The 18072-nt window shown below is 70.2% G+C and carries 13 protein-coding genes; 6 read left to right on the forward strand and 7 right to left on the reverse strand.

What is annotated here, in order from left to right:
• Positions 1-12 precede the first annotated feature (12 nt).
• Positions 13-1110, forward strand: a complete 1098-nt coding sequence (locus tag ALIDE2_RS18640; protein ID WP_013722891.1) for an NAD(P)-dependent alcohol dehydrogenase — start codon at positions 13-15, stop codon at positions 1108-1110.
• A gap of 15 nt (positions 1111-1125) precedes the next feature.
• Here the strand turns inward: ALIDE2_RS18640 and ALIDE2_RS18645 are convergent, their stop codons facing one another.
• From ALIDE2_RS18645 to ALIDE2_RS18655, 3 genes are all read right to left on the reverse strand, one after another.
• Positions 1126-1788, reverse strand: a complete 663-nt coding sequence (locus ALIDE2_RS18645; RefSeq protein ID WP_013722892.1) for a nitroreductase — start codon at positions 1786-1788, stop codon at positions 1126-1128.
• A gap of 66 nt (positions 1789-1854) precedes the next feature.
• Entirely contained in the window at positions 1855-2646 is a 792-nt protein-coding gene (gene cysE, locus ALIDE2_RS18650; protein WP_013722893.1) for a serine O-acetyltransferase, read from the reverse strand.
• A 37-nt stretch (positions 2647-2683) separates the two neighbouring features.
• Positions 2684-3466 carry an RNA methyltransferase gene (locus tag ALIDE2_RS18655; protein WP_041701638.1) on the reverse strand — a complete coding sequence of 261 codons (783 nt, stop codon included), beginning with the start codon at positions 3464-3466 and terminating at the stop codon, positions 2684-2686.
• Between the two features lie 159 nt (positions 3467-3625).
• Here ALIDE2_RS18655 and ALIDE2_RS18660 point away from each other — a divergent pair, with 159 nt between their 5' ends.
• The 4 genes from ALIDE2_RS18660 (at position 3626) to ALIDE2_RS18680 (ending at position 12212) form a co-directional block, all read left to right on the forward strand.
• Positions 3626-4579: an inositol monophosphatase family protein gene (locus ALIDE2_RS18660; RefSeq protein WP_013722895.1), complete on the forward strand. Its 954-nt coding sequence runs from the start codon at positions 3626-3628 to the stop codon at positions 4577-4579.
• Between the two features lie 341 nt (positions 4580-4920).
• A complete protein-coding gene (locus ALIDE2_RS18670) occupies positions 4921-5535 on the forward strand; it encodes a TRAP transporter small permease subunit (protein ID WP_013518005.1) in 615 nt (204 codons plus the stop codon).
• Positions 5536-5553: 18 nt separating this feature from the next.
• A complete protein-coding gene (locus ALIDE2_RS18675) occupies positions 5554-7380 on the forward strand; it encodes a TRAP transporter large permease (RefSeq protein WP_013518004.1) in 1827 nt (608 codons plus the stop codon).
• Between the two features lie 134 nt (positions 7381-7514).
• Positions 7515-12212 carry an ATP-dependent helicase gene (locus tag ALIDE2_RS18680; protein WP_013722896.1) on the forward strand — a complete coding sequence of 1566 codons (4698 nt, stop codon included), beginning with the start codon at positions 7515-7517 and terminating at the stop codon, positions 12210-12212.
• A 79-nt stretch (positions 12213-12291) separates the two neighbouring features.
• Here ALIDE2_RS18680 and ALIDE2_RS18685 read toward each other — a convergent pair whose 3' ends face one another.
• The 4 genes from ALIDE2_RS18685 to ALIDE2_RS18700 all read right to left on the reverse strand — a co-directional run bounded on the left by ALIDE2_RS18685 (position 12292) and on the right by ALIDE2_RS18700 (position 16604).
• Positions 12292-13374, reverse strand: coding sequence for a TRAP transporter substrate-binding protein (locus ALIDE2_RS18685; protein ID WP_013518002.1), 1083 nt, complete (start codon positions 13372-13374; stop codon positions 12292-12294).
• 127 nt (positions 13375-13501) lie between these two features.
• Positions 13502-15394, reverse strand: a complete 1893-nt coding sequence (dxs, locus tag ALIDE2_RS18690) for a 1-deoxy-D-xylulose-5-phosphate synthase (protein WP_013518001.1) — start codon at positions 15392-15394, stop codon at positions 13502-13504.
• A gap of 74 nt (positions 15395-15468) precedes the next feature.
• Positions 15469-16362 (reverse strand): polyprenyl synthetase family protein, encoded by an 894-nt coding sequence (locus tag ALIDE2_RS18695; protein ID WP_013722897.1) that lies wholly within the window; start codon positions 16360-16362, stop codon positions 15469-15471.
• On the reverse strand, positions 16362-16604 hold the full coding sequence (locus ALIDE2_RS18700; protein ID WP_013517999.1) for an exodeoxyribonuclease VII small subunit: 243 nt from the start codon (positions 16602-16604) through the stop codon (positions 16362-16364). Before ALIDE2_RS18700 ends, ALIDE2_RS18695 begins: the two co-directional genes overlap by 1 nt.
• 275 nt (positions 16605-16879) lie before the next feature.
• Here ALIDE2_RS18700 and ALIDE2_RS18705 point away from each other — a divergent pair, with 275 nt between their 5' ends.
• Positions 16880-18019, forward strand: a complete 1140-nt coding sequence (locus tag ALIDE2_RS18705; RefSeq protein ID WP_013722898.1) for an aromatic ring-hydroxylating oxygenase subunit alpha — start codon at positions 16880-16882, stop codon at positions 18017-18019.
• The last annotated feature ends 53 nt before the right edge of the window (positions 18020-18072 follow it).

Here is an 18072-nt window from a genome sequence, read left to right on the forward strand (position 1 = left end):
AAGGAGTACGCCATGACCGCCATGATGAAGGCCGCCGTCTTCGTCGAGAAGGGCCGCATCGAGCTTGCCGACAAGCCCATCCCCGACGTGGGCCCCAACGACGCGCTGGTGCGCATCACCACCACCACGATCTGCGGCACGGACGTGCACATCCTCAAGGGCGAATACCCGGTGGCCAAGGGCCTGACCGTGGGCCACGAGCCCGTGGGCGTGATCGAGAAGCTCGGCAGCGCCGTGCAGGGCTACCAGGAGGGCCAGCGCGTGATCGCCGGCGCCATCTGCCCCAACTTCAACAGCTACGCCGCGCAGGACGGCTTCCCCAGCCAGGACGGCAGCTACCTCGCGGCGCGCGGCCTGTGCGGCTGCCACGGCTACAAGGCCACGGCGGGCTGGCGCTTCGGCAACCTGATCGACGGCACGCAGGCCGAGTACGTGCTGGTGCCCGACGCGCAGGCCAACCTCGCGCCCATCCCCGACGGGCTGACCGACGAGCAGGTGCTGATGTGCCCGGACATCATGTCCACCGGCTTCAAGGGCGCGGAGAACGCCAACATCCGCATCGGCGACACCGTGGTCGTGTTCGCGCAGGGGCCCATAGGCCTGTGCGCCACGGCCGGCGCGCGCCTGCTGGGCGCGACGACCATCATCGCCGTGGACGGCAACGACCACCGCCTGGGCATCGCGAAGAAGATGGGCGCCGACGCGACGCTCAACTTCCGCAACGTGGACGTGGTGGAGGAGGTGATGAAGCTCACCGGCGGCAAGGGCGCCGACAGCTCCATCGAGGCCCTGGGCACCCAGGCCACGTTCGCGCAGGCGATGCAGGTGCTCAAGCCCGGCGGCACGCTGTCGAGCCTGGGCGTGTATTCCGAGGACCTGTCGATCCCGCTGGCGCAGTTCGCCGCCGGCCTGGGCGACCACACCATCCGCACCGCGCTGTGCCCCGGCGGCAAGGAGCGCATGCGCCGGCTGATGAACGTGATCGCCGCCAACCGCCTGGACCTGGGGGTGCTGGTCACGCACCAGCGCAGGCTGGACGAGATCGTCGAGGCCTACGACCTGTTCTCGCACCAGCGCGACGGGGTGCTCAAGATCGCCATCAAGCCTTGATACGGCCCGCGCGCGTCACGCGAAGCCGCGCAGCTCGCCCCACTCGGCCCAGGGCGCGCGCGTGGAGCGCATCGCGTTGATGGGCGCGGCCTCGTCCTCGTAGCCCAGGGCCACGCCGCAGGCCACGTGGTAGGGCTCCGGCAGGGCCAGCTGGCGCTGCAGCGTTCCGGCGTAGCGGCGCCAGAAGCCCTGGGCGCAGGTGGTCAGCCCGTGGTGCACGGCCAGCAGCATCAGGGACTGCAGGTAGATGCCCAGGTCCGCCCACTGCGGCAGGCCCATGCGCTCGTCCACGCACACGAAGATGCCCACGGGGGCGCCGAAGAACTCGGCGTTCCTGGCCAGCTGCTCCAGGCGCGCGGCCTTGTCCTCGCGCGGGATGCCGATGGCGCGGTACAGGTCCTCGCCATTGGAGAAGCGCCGCGTGCGGTAGGGCTCCCACAGGCCCGGGGGATAGGACTGGTTGGCGGGGCCGTCCTCGGCCCGGGCCTGGGCCACCGCGGCCAGCACCTGCCGCAGGGGCTCGCCCGTCAGCGCCAGCACGCGCCAGGGCTGCAGGTTCCCGCCCGAGGCGGCCTGGGCCGCCTCCTGCAGCACGGTCTGCACCAGTTCGGTGGGCGGCGCGTCGGGCAGGAAGGCGCGCACCGAGCGGCGCTTGCGCAGGGCCTGGGTCACATCCATGGAAATCTCCCTTCTTCAAGAATTGGCGGCCGGCGCGCCGGCACGCGCGCGGCGGCGTTGGCGGCGCTATTTGCCGATGATGTCGTTGAGCCGGGCGGCCGGGAACTGCTCGCTCAAGGCGGCGTCGCCGGGCACGCAGTCCTTGCCCTGGGGTGTGGACTGCGAGAGCTTCTCTATGGCCTGCCACAGCAGCGTGATCTGGTGCTCCTGCGCGCCCGCGCTGTCGATCAGGCCGCGCATGGCCTGGGTCAGCGGGTCGTCCTGCTGCGCGGTCACGCCGTAGGCGCTGAAGGTGGTCCCCTCGGGCTTGTGCGACTCGGTCACGTCGGCGCTGTGGCCCTCCCTGGAGGGGATGATGCGCGCCGGGATGCCCACGGCCGTGGCGCCCGCGGGCACGGGCTTGATGACCACGGCGTTGCTGCCTATTTTTGCCCCGTCGCCCACCTCGAAGCCGCCCAGCACCTTGGCGCCGGCGGCCACCACCACGTCGCGGCCCAGCGTGGGGTGGCGCTTGGCGCCCTTGTACAGCGACGTGCCGCCCAGCGTCACGCCGTGGTAGATGGTGCAGCCGTCGCCCACCACGGCGGTCTCGCCGATCACCACGCCCATGCCGTGGTCGATGAAGACGCGCTCGCCTATGACCGCGCCCGGGTGGATCTCTATGCCCGTGAACCAGCGCGCCAGGTGCGAGATGAAGCGCCCCAGCCACTTCAGGCCGTGCCTCCAGCACCAGTGCGCGGGCAGGTGCAGCCAGATGGCGTGCAGGCCCGGGTAGCAGGTGACCACCTCGAAGCGGCTGCGCGCGGCAGGGTCGCGGTCGAGGATGCACTGGATGTCGGATCGCAGGCGGGCAAGCATGAAGGGCAACGGATGTAACGAAAAAAGGCTTTGCAGTCTAGCGGCTCGGCCGCGCCGCCTGGAGCATGGACTTGGCGACACCGCGCAGGATGTGGATTTCCTCCTGCGTCAGCTGCGCGCGGTTGAAGAGCTGGTTCAGGCGCGGCATGAGCTTCTTGGGCGCGGCCGGGTCCAGGAAGCCGATGGCGGCGAGCGCCTGCTCCCAGTGCGCCAGCATGCCGGCCAGCTGCGCGGCGTCGGCGCGCTCGCCCTGGGGCGCGGACTCCTGCACCGCGAAGCCGCCGAGCGCCTGGCGCCACTCGTAGGCGACGACCTGCACGGCCGCGCCCAGGTTGAGCGAGCCGAACCCGGGGTTGGTGGGAATGGAAAGCGCCACGTGGCAGCGGTAGACGTCCTCGTTGGCCATGCCGAAGCGCTCGGAGCCGAACAGGAAGGCCACGCCCGACTCGGGCTCAGGATTTATAGCCGAATCGGCCTCTATCGCCCGTCCACCAAGCGCTTGCAGCTCGTTTTTCAGTAGCATTTCGAAATGCTGGCGCGGCGTGCGCGTGGGCGGGCCGAAGTCGCGCGGCGTCATGGCCGTGGCGCACAGGTGGCTCATGCCATCGAGCGCCTCGTCCAGCGTGGCGACGATGCGGGCGCGCTCCAGCACGTCGAGGGCGCCGCTGGCGCGCTGTATGGTTTCCTCCTTGCGCAGCACGTTGGGCCAGCGCGGCGCCACCAGCACCAGGTCGTCGAAACCCATGGTCTTCATGGCGCGCGCGGCGGCGCCCACGTTGCCGGCATGGCTGGTCTGGATGAGGATGAAGCGGGTTTTCATGAAAGCGGGGGCACCGTGGGCCGCAGGCATGCGGGCATGCCTGCGATTGTCGCCGCAAGCGCGCAAGCGCGCCGGCCAAGTAAAATGCGCGCTTTGCGCCCGCATCGCCGGCCGCGCGCCTTCCGGCCGAGTGGCCGCCCTGTTCCTTCATCACAATCCATGTCGTCCAATCTGCACCCCATGCTCAACGTGGCCATCAAGGCCGCACGCGCCGCCGGCGCCATCATCAACCGCGCGGCGCTCGACGTGGAGGCGGTGCGCATCTCGCAGAAGCAGATCAACGACTTCGTGACCGAGGTGGACCAGGGGGCCGAGCAGGCCATCATCGAGACGCTGCTCACCGCCTACCCCGGCCACGGCATCCTGGCCGAGGAATCGGGCTCGCAGCACGGCTCCAAGCATTCCGAGTACGTCTGGATCATCGATCCGCTGGACGGCACGACCAACTTCATCCACGGCTTCCCCGTCTACTGCGTGAGCATCGCGCTCGCGGTGAAGGGCAAGGTGGAGCACGCCGTGGTCTACGACCCCACGCGCAACGACCTGTTCACCGCCACGCGCGGGCGCGGCGCCTTCCTGAACGACCGGCGCATCCGCGTGTCCAAGCGCACGCGCCTGGGCGACTGCCTGATCTCCACGGGCTTCCCGTTCCGCCCGGGCGACAACTTCAAGCAGTACATGGCCATGATGGCCGAGCTGATGCCGCGCACCGCCGGCCTGCGCCGCCCCGGCGCCGCCGCGCTGGACCTGGCCTACGTGGCCGCGGGCTACTGCGACGGCTTCTTCGAGGCCGGCCTGTCGATCTGGGACGTAGCCGCCGGCGGCCTGCTGGTGACCGAGGCCGGCGGCCTGGTGGGCAACTTCACGGGCGAGGCCGACTACCTGGAGCAGCGCGAATGCCTGGCCGGCGCGCCGCGCATCTACGGCCAGCTGGTGGGCCTGCTGGGCAAGTACAGCAAGTTCGCCAGCGCCGGCGAAAAGGCCTCCGTGCGCCAGGCCATGGCCGACGCGCCGGACGCTGCCGCCGATGGCCAAGCCCCCGCAGCGGACGCCACCACGCACCCGGACAGCGCGGCCGAGGACACGCAGACCCGGCCAGGCGCCGCCCCCTGAGCCGCACTACAGAAACAATAGCATCTAGCGCTTTTCCATAAAGCGCTGGAGGCCGTTTTTCCATACAAACCCACACCCGGCCCCGGCGCGCGGCGCGCGCCGCCCGGTAGCCCCCGGCGTCACCAAATTTAATAGCACCAAAGCGGTACAAACCCGGGCACGCCGCCGTCCGTGCTTTCCTGCATCGTCCTCTGCAACTCCGTAGAATGCGGCTCTTGTAAGAACGTGTATATGCGCCCAGCTCCCGCCGGGGCGGCACCCGCGTTCTGCGACCGGATCTGGCGCATGCCCACCCCGCGTGCGGCCAAAGCCGCGTGCCCAGCCCTCATCTTGGAGACACCATGCAGGCCTTACTCGCCCTATCGCGGGCCATCGACAAACTCAACGCCTTCGTCGGCAAATACAGCATCTGGCTGATTTTTGCGGCCACGGTCATCAGCGCCATCAACGCCATCGTCCGCAAGGTCTTCAACTACAGCTCCAACGGCTTCCTGGAAGTGCAGTGGTACCTGTTCGCCTGGTCGTTCCTGGTCGCCGCCGGCTACACCCTGCTGCACCGCGAGCATGTGCGCATCGACGTGCTCAACAGCCGGCTGCCCAAGAAGGTGCAGCTGTGGATAGAGATCCTCGGGCTCATCTTCTTCCTGACCCCCATATGCATCCTGGTGCTGTGGCTGTGCATTCCCATGCTGGGCGAGAAGTTCGCAACGGGCGAGATGTCGCCCAACCCCGGCGGGCTGCTGCGCTGGCCGGTGTGGGCGGCCCTGCCCGTGGGCTTCGTGCTGCTGCTGCTGCAGGGCTGGTCCGAACTGATCAAGTGCATCGCCTTCCTCAGGGGCCAGGGGCCGGACCCGACGGTCAAGCTCGGAGAGAAAAGCGCCGAGGAGGAACTCGCCGAACTCCTGCGCCAGCAGGCCGCCGCTGCCGCACGCAACCCCGCCCCCCACGCACACTGAACGAGAGCGACCTAGATCATGGAGTTCATCGCCGCCAATTTCGCCCCGCTCATGTTCGGGGGACTGCTGTGCTTTCTGATCCTGGGCTTTCCCGTGGCCTTCAGCCTGGGGGCCTGCGGATTGTTCTTCGGCCTGCTCGGCATCGAGCTGGGCGTCTTTCCCGCCTCCACCCTGGCCTGGCTGCCGCAGCGCCTGATCGGCATCATGGCCAACGAGACGCTGCTGGCCGTTCCCTTCTTCACGCTCATGGGCCTGATACTGGAGCGCAGCGGCATGGCCGAAGACCTGCTCGACTCCGTGGGCCAGGTGTTCGGCCCCCTGCGCGGCGGCCTGGCGCTGGCCGTAATCCTCGTGGGCGCCATGCTGGCGGCCACCACGGGCGTGGTCGCCGCGTCGGTGATCTCCATGGGCCTGATCTCGCTGCCCATCATGCTGCGCTACGGCTATGACCGCAGCCTGGCCAGCGGCGTGATCGCCGCATCGGGCACGCTGGCGCAGATCATCCCGCCGTCGCTGGTGCTGATCGTGCTGGCCGACCAACTGGGCAAGAGCGTGGGCGACATGTACAAGGGCGCCTTCGTGCCCGGCTTCGCGCTGGTGGGCCTGTACGTGCTGTGGGTGATCGCGCTGGCCATCTTCAAGCCCAAGATGGCGCCGGCGCTGCCGCCCGAGGCGCGCACCCTGCGCGAGCCCAACGGCAGCGCGGGCTACACGTCGCTGGCCCTGCTGGCCCTGCTGTCCACCGCGGTGGCCGTGGTGCTGGCGCAGAACATGGAGGCCGTGCACACCTGGTGGCAGGGCGAGCTGGTGGAGTCCGTGCCCACGGACGAGAAGATCGTCGTCGCCATGTGCGGCGGCACCTTCGTGGCCTGGCTGATCGCACTGGCCAACCGCGTCACCCGCCTGGGCCTGCTGTCCAGGCTGGCCGAGCGCGTGACCTTCGTGCTGATCCCGCCGCTGCTGCTGATCTTCCTGGTGCTGGGCACCATCTTCCTGGGCGTGGCCACCCCCACCGAGGGCGGCGCCATGGGCGCCATGGGCGCCATCGTCATGGCCGCGTCGCGCGGGCGCCTCAACATGTCGCTGCTCAAGCAGGCGCTGGCCACGACGACCAGGCTGTCGTCCTTCGTCATGTTCATCCTGATCGGCGCCACCTTCTTCAGCATGGTGTTCCAGGCCGCCGACGGCCCGGTGTGGGTGGAGCACCTGCTGGCGCAGCTGCCCGGCGGCCAGGTGGGCTTCCTGGTGTTCGTGAACATCATGATCTTCGTGCTGGCGTTCTTCCTGGACTTCTTCGAGCTGTCCTTCATCGTGGTGCCGCTGCTCGCGCCCATCGCCGACAAGATGGGCATCGACCTGGTCTGGTTCGGCGTGCTGCTGGCGGTCAACATGCAGACCTCGTTCATGCACCCGCCCTTCGGCTTCGCGCTGTTCTTCCTGCGCTCGGTCGCGCCCGACAAGCCCTACGTGGACCATGTCACGGGCAAGACCATAGCGCCGGTGACGACGATGCAGATCTACAAGGGCGCGATTCCCTTCCTGATCCTGCAGCTGACCATGGTGGCCATCCTGATCACCTTCCCCGGCCTGGTGACGAGCCAGCTCGACAAGAAGGTGGACGTGGACATGAACGCCGTGGGCACGCAGATGCTGGAGAACCTGAACCAGCAGGACCTGAACTTCGGCGAACCCGGCGCCGAGGGCGCCGAAGAGAACAAGGACGACGCCGGCGCCGCCCCCGCGCCGGAGCTGGAGCCGCCCGCGAGCGACGCCGCCGCCACCCCCGGCGCGGCCGAGGCCGACGACCCGGTCAAGGCCCTGGAGGAAGCGGCGGGCAAGCGCTGACCGGCCTCCGCCGACGACGCCCGGTGCACCGCATCGGGCGTTCGCGTTTGCGGGCCGCGATGGTTGTGGACATGCGCCGGGTGCGCGACCATCGGCACTTCGCATCCATGGCGTGATCGGCGGTTGACAGACAAATGGCTCGCACGGGTACAGGCAGCAGACAGAGGGCGGCACGGGCGCTGGAGCAGTTCACGCCCGCCACGCGCGCCTGGTTCGCGTCGGCCTTCGGCGCGCCCACGTCCGTGCAGGAGGCCGCGTGGGACGTGATACGCGGCGGCGAATGCGCGCTGGTCATCGCCCCGACGGGCTCCGGCAAGACGCTCGCGGCGTTCCTGCACGCCATAGACCGGCTGTTCGCGGAGAAGGACGGGGCCACGGCCGATGCCGCGCCCGGGGCGGCCACCCGCGTGCTCTACATCTCGCCCATCAAGGCGCTGGGCGCCGACGTGCAGCGCAACCTGCGCCTGCCGCTCGACGGCGTGGGCGCGCAGCGGGTACGCCGCGGGGACCCGGCCGTGGAGATCACGGTGGGCATGCGCACGGGCGACACCCCCAGCGCGCAGCGCGCGGCGCTCCTGCGCAGGCCGCCCGACATCCTGATCACCACGCCCGAATCGCTCTACCTCATGCTCACGTCGAAGGCGCGCGAAACGCTGCGCGACGTGCGCACGGTCATCGTCGACGAGGTGCACGCGGTCGCGGGCACCAAGCGCGGGTCGCACATGGCGCTGAGCCTGGAGCGGCTCGACGCCCTGCTCGACCGGCCGGCGCAGCGCGTGGGCCTCTCCGCGACCGTGCGGCCCGTGGACCGCGTGGCGGCCTTTCTGGGCGGGGCGCGGCCGACCACCGTGGTGAACCCGCCGGCCGGCCGCAGGCTGGAACTCAGGATCGTGCTGCCGGTGCGGGACATGGCGGACATCCCGGCGCGCGACGAGTCCGGCACCATGGGATCGATCTGGCCGCACGTGGAGGCCAGCATCCTGGAGCAGGTGCTCTCGCGCCGCTCGACCATCGTGTTCGCCAACTCCCGCGGCGCCGCGGAGAAGCTGACGGCGCGGCTGAACGCGCTGTACGCCGAGCGCATGCAGATCCCGCAGCAAGGCGACGCCCCCGCGGCGGTGCAGTACGCGTCCTCCAGCGGCGGCACGGGCAACCGGACGGACGGTGCCGCGCCCCTGATCGCGCGCTCGCACCACGGCTCGGTCTCCAAGGAGCAGCGCAGCGACATCGAGGACGCGCTCAAGTCCGGGGCGCTGCGGTGCGTGGTGGCCACCTCCAGCCTGGAGCTGGGCATAGACATGGGCCTGGTGGACCTGGTGATCCAGGTGGCCGCGCCGCCCTCGGTCGCGAGCGCCCTGCAGCGCGTGGGGCGTGCGGGGCACCAGGTAGGCGGGACGTCCCGCGGCCTGGTCTATCCGCGCACGCGGCGCGAGCTGGTCGATGCCGCCGTGACCGTGCGCCGCATGCTGGCGGGAGAGCTCGAAGCCATCGAGCCGCCCCGCAACCCGCTCGACGTGCTGGCGCAGCAGACCGTGGCGGCCGTCGCCATGGACGCCATGCACGTGGACGACTGGTACGCCCTCGTGCGCAGGGCCGATCCGTTCCGCGCGCTGCCGCGCAGCGCGTTCGATGCCACGCTGGACATGCTGGCCGGGCGCTACCCGTCCGACGAGTTCGCCGAGTTCCGCCCGCGCCTCGTCTGGGACCGGATCGGCGGGCAACTCGGCGCACGCCCGGGCGCGAAGAGCCTGGCCGTCATCAGCGGCGGCACCATTCCCGACCGCGGCATGTTCACCGTCATGTTGCCCGAGGGCGAGGAAAAGGCGGGCGCGCGCCGCGTGGGCGAGCTGGACGAGGAGATGGTCTACGAATCCCGGGTGAACGACATCATCACCCTGGGCGCGACCTCCTGGCGCATCCAGCAGATCACGCACGACCAGGTGATCGTCGTTCCCGCGCCCGGCCGGTCCGCGCGGCTTCCGTTCTGGCGCGGCGAGGGGCTGGGGCGCCCCGCGGAACTGGGCGAGGCCATAGGCGCATTCCTGCGCGAGGTGGATGCCGCGCCCCGCGACGCCCATGCCGCGCTGGAGGCTGCGGGCCTGGACGCCAACGCCATCGCCAACATCCTCCAGCTCGCCGCGCAGCAGCGCGAGGCCACGGGCGCATTGCCCACCGACCGCACCCTGGTCATCGAGCGCTGCCGCGACGAGGGCGGGGACTGGCGCGTCATACTGCATTCGCCCTACGGCCAGCGCGTGCATGCCCCCTGGGCGCTGGCCATCGCGCAGCGCATCCGCCAGCGCCTGAACGTGGACCCGTCCGTGGTGGCGGGCGACGACGGCATCATCGCGCGCATCCCGGACATGGAGGGGCGCACGCCCGGCGCCGAGCTTTTCCTCTTCGACGCCGAGGCCGTGCAGCGCATCGTGGCCGAGGCCGTGGGCGCATCGTCCCTGTTCGCCGCGCGCTTTCGCGAGTGCGCCGCCCGCGCGCTGCTGTTGCCCAGGCGCAGCCCGGGCAAGCGCTCGCCGCTGTGGCAGCAGCGCCTGCGCGCGGGGCAGCTGCTGGAGATCGCGCGCGGGTATCCCGACTTCCCCATCCTCATCGAAACGGCGCGGGAATGCCTGCAGGACGTCTACGACCTGCCGGCCCTGGGCGCGCTCATGCGGCGGCTGCAGGACGGCGGCATACGCATGCTGGAAGTCACCACGGAAGTCCCCTCCCCCTTCGCCGCGGACCTGCTCTTCGGCTACGTGGCCGAGTTCATGTACGAGGGCGACGCGCCGCTGGCGGAGCGGCGCGCCTCGGTGCTCTCGCTCGACAGCAGCCTGCTCGCGGACCTGCTGGGCCAGGTGGACATGGGCGAGATCCTCGACCCCGTCGTAGTGGAACAGGCGGGCCTGGAGCTGCAGCGCATCGCCGTGCAGCGCAGGGCATCCGGCATGGAAGGGGTGGCGGACCTGCTGCGCGAGCTCGGCCCGCTCGCGCCGGACGCCATCGTGCAAAGAACGGCGCAGCAGGACCCGGCCGCCGTGGCGGTATGGCTGAGCGGGCTCGAAACGGCGCACCGCGCCATGCGCGCCACGGTGGCGGGCGAAGAGCGCTGGGCCGCCATCGAGGACGCGGCGCGGCTTCGCGACGCGCTGGGCGCCAGGCTGCCCGCGGGCGTACCGAAGGCGTTCCGCGAGCCCGTGCCCGATCCACTGCGGGACCTCGTCGCCCGGTATGCGCGCACCCACGGGCCCTTCACCACGAGTGAGGTGGCGCAGCATTTCGGGCTGGGCGCCGCCGTGGCCGACGAGGCGCTCGAACGGCTGCAGGCCCAGGGCAAGGTGCTCAAGGGCAGCTTCGGCGTGGAGCGCCACCTGCGCGCGCAGGATGCGCACAGGCTTGCGCAAGGCCCCGTCGCGCGGCACGAATGGGTGGCCGAGGACGTGCTGCGCCGCCTGCGCCAGCGCTCGCTGCAGGCGGCGCGGGAGGCCGCGAAGCCCGCCACGCAGCACGCCTACGTCCAGCTCGTGCTGGAGCGGCAGGCATTGGTGCCGGAGCTGACGGCCCGCGCGGCGAACGACGCGCCGCCCTTCGCGCAAGGGACGCTGGAGGGCACCGCCGGCGTGGCGCGCGTGCTGGAGCAGCTGGCGGGGCTGCCGCTGCCGGCATCGCAATGGGAGAGCCTTGTCCTGCCGGCGCGCGTGCGCGACTACCGGCCCTTCATGCTGGACGAGCTGCTGGCGTCCGGCGAGGCGGTCTGGGCCGGCCACGGCGCGGCGGGCGATGGCGACGGCCTGGTGTCGCTGCACCTGAGCGAGATGGCAGCCGACACGCTTGCCCCGCAGCCGGAGGCGGGCGGCGATGCGCCCACCGGGCTGCGGCAGGCCATTCTCGACGTGCTGGGGCGCGGCGGCGCCTTCTTCGCGCGCCAGATCGCCCAGCATGTGGACGCCGATCCCGCGCAGCTGCATGCCGCGCTCTGGCAGTTGGCCTGGAGCGGCTACGTCACCAGCGACGGCTGGCAGCCCTTGCGCGCGTTGACGTCCCCGCACGGATCGCGCCGCGCCGAGACCATGCGCCCACAGCGCCGCTCGTGGCGCATGCGAGGCCGGCCGCAGCCACCGGATGCGCCGGAACATGCGGGCCATTCGGGCATTGCGCTGGGAGACCTCACGCTCGCGGGCCGCTGGTCCCTCGTGCAGCGCCCTGCATCCAGCGATACCGAGCGCGCCTTCGCGCTGGCCGAGGGCCTGCTCGACCGCCACGGCATCGTCACGCGCTCCGCCGTCATGGCGGAGAACGTGCCGGGCGGACTGCCGGCATTGCGGCCCGTGCTGCACGCCATGGAGGACGCGGGCCGCGTGCTGCGGGGCAGGTTCGTGGACGGCCTGGGCGCGGCCCAGTTCGCCGACAAGGCGGCCATCGAGCGGCTGCGCGAGTTGACGCAGCTGCAGACAGCTCAGCCGCTGGCCGTCGCGCTTTCGGTGCTGGACCCGGCCAACCCGTTCGGCGCGGCCCTCGCCTGGCCCGCGCACCGCCTGGGCATACGCCCCCAGCGGCGCAGCGGCGGCATCGTCGTGCTCTGCGGCGGCAGGCTGGCGCTCTACCTCACGCCGGGCAGGCGCCAGTTGCTGACCTGGCTGGACGCCGAGCGCGCGGACGAGCGCACGGCGCTCGCGCATGCGCTGCAGGCGCTGGTCCACGCGCTGGAGCGCGAGAAGCGCGGCCGCTTCACCATCGAAACCGTCGACGAACAGCCGGTCGGCAGGTACCCGCTGCTCGGGCTGCTGCGCGAGGCGGGCTTTTCCCGCGTGCCCAAGGGGCTCAGCTGGTACGGGTGACTTCCGCAGAAACGAAAAACCGCGGCCGGGGCCGCGGTTCTTCCATGGGCGGCAGGCACGGTGCCCGCCAGGATGGACCTCAGATCTTCACGGAAGCCATGGTCTGCAGGAACGGCAGCTCGGAGATGCGGCTCCACAGAATCTGGTCGCGCTGGAAGGCGCGCAGGTCCTCGTAGATCTTCTTGAAGGCGGGCTCCTTGGCGCTGTGCTCGGCATAGACCTCCTGCGCGGCCTTGAAGCCGGCCTCGACGACGGCCTTCGGGAACGGCTTGAGCTGGGTGCCCGAGCCGACCATGCGCTTGAGCGAGACCGGGTTGAGCATCAGGTACTTGGAAGTGCCGTCCTGGTTGGCCACGGCGGCGGCCGCCTTGACGATGGCCTGGTTCTCGGGCGACAGCTTGGCCAGCGCCTTGTTGTTGACGAAGAACTCCAGGTCGGCGCCGCCTTCCCACCAGGCGCCGTAGTAGTAGTACTTGGCGACCTTGTTGTAGCCCAGCTTCTCGTCATCGTAGGGACCGACGAACTCCACCGCGTCCAGCGTGCCCTTCTCCAGCGCCTGGTACACCTCGCCGGCGGGCATGTTCTGCGCCACCACGCCCAGCTTGGCCATGGATTCGCCGAACACGCCGCCGCCCAGGCGCATCTTCAGGCCCTTGAAGTCCGCGGGTGACTTGATCTCCTTGCGGTACCAGCCGCCCATCTGCGTGCCGGTGTTGAGCGCGCTGAGCGTCTGGAAGTTGTACTTGGCGAACAGCTCATTGAGCAGCTTGCGGCCGTTGCCGTGCTCCTTCCAGGCCTGGTTCTGGCCAGCGGTCAGGCCGAACGGCACGGCACAGCTGAAGGCGAAGGCCGGGTCCTTGCCGGTGTAGTAGTAGGCCGCCGTCAGCCCCATCTCGATGGTGTCCTCGGACAGCGCATCGACGATGCCGAACGCGGGCATCAGCTCGCCGGCCGCGTGCACCGAAACCTCGAACTTGCCGCCCGAGAGCGCCTTGACGGTCTCGGCGAACTTCACGCCCGCGCCGTGCAGGGTTTCCAGCGACTTCGGGAACGAGGTGGCCATGCGCCAGCGCACTGCCGCCTGGGCATGCACGGCCGGAGCCACACCGGCAGCCAGCACACCAGCCAAGCCCGCATTTTTGATGAGAGAGCGACGATCCATGAGTGATATCTCCAATGTTTGATCCGCAGACGAAACTCCGGCAGGCGGCGCAGCGCGGCACTGCCCCTAGAGCCGTCCAAGTGTAATTAGTTATTGCAGCCTGGATACCGACCGAGGGTATCCACCCTCATGCCACGGCGCGCGACGGCACGGCCGCCGGCCTGGCGCAGAAACGCTGCGCGATGGCGCGCTCCATGCCTTCGGCGTCCAGGCCCTGCAGGGCCAGCAGCCTGGCGGGGTCGCCATGCTCGATGAATGCATCGGGCAGGCCCAGCTGCAGCAACGGGCGCAGCACGCCCGCGGCGTTGAGCGCCTCGCCCACCGCGCTGCCCGCGCCGCCCATGATGCAGCCCTCCTCCACGGTGACCAGGGCCTCGTGCTCGGCCGCCACGCGCAGCAGCAGCTCGGTGTCCAGCGGCTTGGCCCAGCGCATGTTGACCACCGTGGCGTCGAGCTTCTCGGCCGCCTGCAGCGCCGGGTACAGCAGCGTGCCGAAGGCCAGGATGGCGATGCGCCGGCCCTGGCGGCGCACCTCGCCCTTGCCGAAGGGCAGGCCCTCCAGGCCGGCCAGCGGCGCCACGCCCACGCCGGCGCCGCGCGGGTAGCGCACGGCCACGGGGTGATCCTGCTCGTAGGCGGTGGTGAGCAGCTGGCGGCACTCGCGCTCGTCGGCGGGGCAGGCCATGCTCATGTGGGGGATGCAGCGCACGAAGGCGATGTCGTAAGCGCCCGCGTGCGTGGCGCCGTCCGCGCCCACGAGGCCCGCGCGGTCGAGCGCGAAGACCACGGGCAGGTTCTGCAGCGCCACGTCGTGGATGAGCTGGTCGTAAGCGCGCTGCAGGAAGGTCGAGTAGATGGCCACGACGGGCTTCACGCCCTCGCAGGCCATGCCCGCGGCGAAGGTCACGGCATGCTGCTCGGCAATGCCCACGTCGTAGTAGCGGCCGGGGAAGCGCTGGTGGAACTCCACCATGCCCGAGCCCTCGCGCATGGCCGGCGTGATGCCCACGAGGCGCTGGTCCTTGGCGGCCATGTCGCACAGCCATTGGCCGAAGACCTGGGTGAAGGTCTGCTTCGGCGGCGTGGCGGGCTTGACCAGGCCCACGCGCGGGTCGAACTTGCCGGGGCCGTGGTAGGCCACGGGGTCGGCCTCGGCGAGCTTGTAGCCCTGGCCCTTCTTGGTGACCACGTGCAGGAACTGCGGGCCCTTGAGGCTCCTGATGTTCTCCAGCGTGGGGATGAGCGAGTCGAGGTCGTGCCCGTCGATGGGGCCGATGTAGTTGAAGCCGAACTTCTCGAACAGCGTGGCCGGCACCACCATGCCCTTGGCCTGCTGCTCCAGGCGCTTGGCGAGTTCGAGCAGCGGCGGCGCGTTCCTGAGCACGCTCTTGCCCACGTCGCGCGCCTTGGCGTAGAACTGGCCGCTCATGAGCTGCGCGAGGTAGCGGTTGAGCGCACCCACGGGCGGGCTGATGCTCATGTCGTTGTCGTTGAGGATGACGAGCAGGTCGGCGTCTGCCACGCCCGCGTTGTTGAGCGCCTCGAAGGCCATGCCGGCCGTCATCGCGCCGTCGCCGATCACGGCGATCGCGCGGCGGTCCTCGCCCTTCTGCTTGGCCGCCAGCGCCATGCCCAGCGCGGCCGAGATGCTGGTGGACGAGTGCGCCGTGCCGAAGGTGTCGTACTCGCTCTCGGCGCGCTGCGGGAAGCCCGACAGGCCGCCGAGCTGGCGCAGCGTGCCCATGCGCTCGCGCCGGCCGGTGAGGATCTTGTGCGGGTAGGTCTGGTGGCCCACGTCCCACACCAGGCGGTCGCGCGGCGTGTCGAACACGGCGTGCAACGCCACGGTGAGCTCCACCGTGCCCAGGTTGGACGACAGGTGGCCACCGGTCTTGGAGACGCTCTCCAGCACGAAGGCGCGCAGCTCGCCAGCCAGGCTCTTGAGCTCGGCGCGCGACAGCCGGCGCAGGTCGGCCGGGTCGTTCACGCGTTCGAGCAGCGGGTAGTTGGTCGTGGACATATGCTCTTTTTTTCCTAGCTACCAGCGCTTGATGAGTAAGCGCTGGTAGCCAATTTGGCTTAAAAAATGGCCTTTCAGTGCGAACGGCGCACCACCATGTCGGCCAGCTCCGCCAGCGCGCGCGTATCCGCAAGGCCGCTCGCGGCCAGCGCGGCATGCGCCTCGGCCCGCAGCGCCTCGGCATGGTCGCGGGCGGCGTCCAGCCCCATCAGCGAGACGTAGGTGGGCTTGTCGCTGGCGGCATCCTTGCCTGCGGTCTTGCCCAGCGTGGCGGAGTCCTGCGTCACGTCCAGCACGTCGTCGACCACCTGGAACGCGAGGCCTATGGCCGCACCATACTGCGCCAGCGCCTGCTCGGCCACCCTGGCGGGCTCGCCGCAGGCCGCGCCCATGACCACGCTGGCGCGCAGCAGCGCCCCGGTCTTGAGGCGGTGCATGTGGCGCAGCTGGTCCTGCGTGAGCTGTTGGCCCACGCTGGCCAGGTCTATGGCCTGGCCGCCGGCCATGCCGTCGGCCCCCGCGGCCTGGGCCAGCAGGCGGCACAGGCGGGCCTGCATGGCGGGGGGCACACCGTCCTCCGGCGTCAGCAGCTCGAAGGCCAGGGCCTGCAGCGCGTCGCCGGCCAGCAGCGCCTGCGCCTGGCCGAAGCGCACGTGCACCGTGGGCTTGCCGCGGCGCAGCACGTCGTTGTCCATGCAGGGCATATCGTCGTGCACGAGCGAGTAGGCGTGGATCAGCTCCACCGCGCAGGCGGCGCGCAGCGCGGCCTGGCCCAGCCCACCCACGGCCTCGCAGGCCGCCAGCACCAGCAGCGGGCGCAGGCGCTTGCCGCCGTCGAGCACCGCGTAGCGCATTGCGGCGCCCAGGCCCGCGGGCGCGTCCGCCCGCACCCAGAGCGACAGCCCCGCCTCGACCTGCGCGAGCTGTCCGCGCATCCAGCGGGCGAAGTCGTAGTCCGAGGTAGGCATCACTCCTGCGTCCATGGCTGCAGCGCCCCCTCGTCCAGCACCTTGATCTGGTCCTGCACGGCCTCCAGGCGCGCGCGGCAGAAGTTCAGCAGCGCCGCGCCGCGCTGGTAGCCCGCCAGCATCTGCTCCAGCGGCAGCTGCCCCGACTCGATGCGGGCCACGAGCTGCTCGAGCTCCTCCAGCGCGGCTTCGTAGCTCGCGGGATCGGGCTGTGGTGCGGGTGCGGCGGGGGCCTTGGGCATGGGATGGTGGGGCGCCTTGCGCCAAGTGGAAACGGGCAATTTTAGGCGCTGCTCCACAAACACGCGGGTGGCGCGCCCCCGGACCGCGGACCCGGGGACGCATGGCGGGCCCGCCCAATACCAGTACGGGCGCCGCGGAAATAACCCCACCGCCTATAATCCCATTCCTTCGATACGAACCGGCTATGGAGTCTTTCCCTGGGCCGGTTTCGTTTTTTCTATTGTCCGTGCGCACGCGCACCCTCCCTGTGGGGAGTCTTTAGGTCAGGTCACCCATGTCTGATTTAAGTCTTCGACTGCAGCAGGCCGCAAGCCAACTACCAGTTTCCAGCTATTTCGACGAGGCGCTCCTGCAGCGCGAACTGGAGACCATCTTCCGGCAGGGCCCCCGCTATGTCGGGCACGCGCTGAGCGTGCCCGAGATCGGGGACTACTACGCCCTGCCCCAGGAGAGCGAGGGCCGCGCGCTGGTGCGGGGCGCCAATGGCCGGGTGGAGCTGGTCTCCAACGTCTGCCGCCACCGCCAGGCGGTGATGCTCAAGGGCCGCGGCAACCTGCAGGCCCAGGGCAAGGGCCATGCGGGCGGCAACATCGTGTGCCCCATCCACCGCTGGACCTATTCCAGCAGCGGCGAGCTGCTGGGCGCGCCGCATTTCGCGCACGACCCCTGCCTGAACCTGAACAACTACCAGCTGCGCGAGTGGAACGGCCTGCTGTTCGAGGACAACGGCCGCGACATCGCCGCGGACCTGGCCGGCATGGGCCCGCAGCACGACCTGTCGTTCGAGGGCTACGTGCTCGACCACGTGGAACTGCACGAGTGCAGCTACAACTGGAAGACCTTCATCGAGGTCTACCTGGAGGACTACCACGTCGGCCCGTTCCACCCCGGCCTGGGCAACTTCGTCACCTGCGACGACCTGCGCTGGGAGTTCGCCAGGGAGTATTCCGTGCAGACCGTGGGCGTGGCGCCCACGTTCGGCAAGCCGGGCTCGGACGTCTACAGGAAGTGGCACGAGGTGCTGCTCAAGTACCAGGGCGGCAAGCTGCCCGAGCGCGGCGCCATCTGGCTGACCTACTACCCGCACATCATGGTGGAGTGGTACCCGCACGTCCTCACCGTCTCCACGCTGCACCCCATCTGCGTGGACAGGACGCTGAACATGGTGGAGTTCTACTACCCCGAGGAGATCGTGGCCTTCGAGCGCGAGTTCGTCGAGGCCCAGCGCGCCGCCTACATGGAGACCTGCATCGAGGACGACGAGATCGCCGAGCGCATGGACGCGGGCCGCAAGGCCCTGATGCAGCGCGGCGACAACGAGGTCGGCCCCTACCAGAGCCCCATGGAGGACGGCATGCAGCACTTCCACGAGTGGTACCGCGAGCGGCTGGGCGACGCCGTGCCCAAGGCCTGAGCGACGCCCACGTCATTTGCTACCATAAAAATAGCTGCTGGCGCTTGTCACAT

This window comes from Alicycliphilus denitrificans K601 (genome assembly GCF_000204645.1).
GTDB lineage: Bacteria > Pseudomonadota > Gammaproteobacteria > Burkholderiales > Burkholderiaceae_C > Alicycliphilus > Alicycliphilus denitrificans.

Excerpts from the sequence above, each read along its gene's own strand:
- ALIDE2_RS18670 (WP_013518005.1), top strand. The coding sequence starts at position 4,921 with ATGCAGGCCTTACTCGCCCTATCGCGGGCCATCGACAAACTCAACGCC.
- ALIDE2_RS18680 (WP_013722896.1), top strand. The coding sequence starts at position 7,515 with ATGGCTCGCACGGGTACAGGCAGCAGACAGAGGGCGGCACGGGCGCTG.
- ALIDE2_RS18660 (WP_013722895.1), top strand. The coding sequence starts at position 3,626 with ATGTCGTCCAATCTGCACCCCATGCTCAACGTGGCCATCAAGGCCGCA.
- cysE (WP_013722893.1), bottom strand. The coding sequence starts at position 2,646 with ATGCTTGCCCGCCTGCGATCCGACATCCAGTGCATCCTCGACCGCGAC.
- ALIDE2_RS18705 (WP_013722898.1), top strand. The coding sequence starts at position 16,880 with ATGTCTGATTTAAGTCTTCGACTGCAGCAGGCCGCAAGCCAACTACCA.
- ALIDE2_RS18695 (WP_013722897.1), bottom strand. The coding sequence starts at position 16,362 with ATGCCTACCTCGGACTACGACTTCGCCCGCTGGATGCGCGGACAGCTC.
- ALIDE2_RS18640 (WP_013722891.1), top strand. The coding sequence starts at position 13 with ATGACCGCCATGATGAAGGCCGCCGTCTTCGTCGAGAAGGGCCGCATC.
- ALIDE2_RS18700 (WP_013517999.1), bottom strand. The coding sequence starts at position 16,604 with ATGCCCAAGGCCCCCGCCGCACCCGCACCACAGCCCGATCCCGCGAGC.
- ALIDE2_RS18655 (WP_041701638.1), bottom strand. The coding sequence starts at position 3,466 with ATGAAAACCCGCTTCATCCTCATCCAGACCAGCCATGCCGGCAACGTG.
- ALIDE2_RS18675 (WP_013518004.1), top strand. The coding sequence starts at position 5,554 with ATGGAGTTCATCGCCGCCAATTTCGCCCCGCTCATGTTCGGGGGACTG.
- ALIDE2_RS18645 (WP_013722892.1), bottom strand. The coding sequence starts at position 1,788 with ATGGATGTGACCCAGGCCCTGCGCAAGCGCCGCTCGGTGCGCGCCTTC.
- dxs (WP_013518001.1), bottom strand. The coding sequence starts at position 15,394 with ATGTCCACGACCAACTACCCGCTGCTCGAACGCGTGAACGACCCGGCC.
- ALIDE2_RS18685 (WP_013518002.1), bottom strand. The coding sequence starts at position 13,374 with ATGGATCGTCGCTCTCTCATCAAAAATGCGGGCTTGGCTGGTGTGCTG.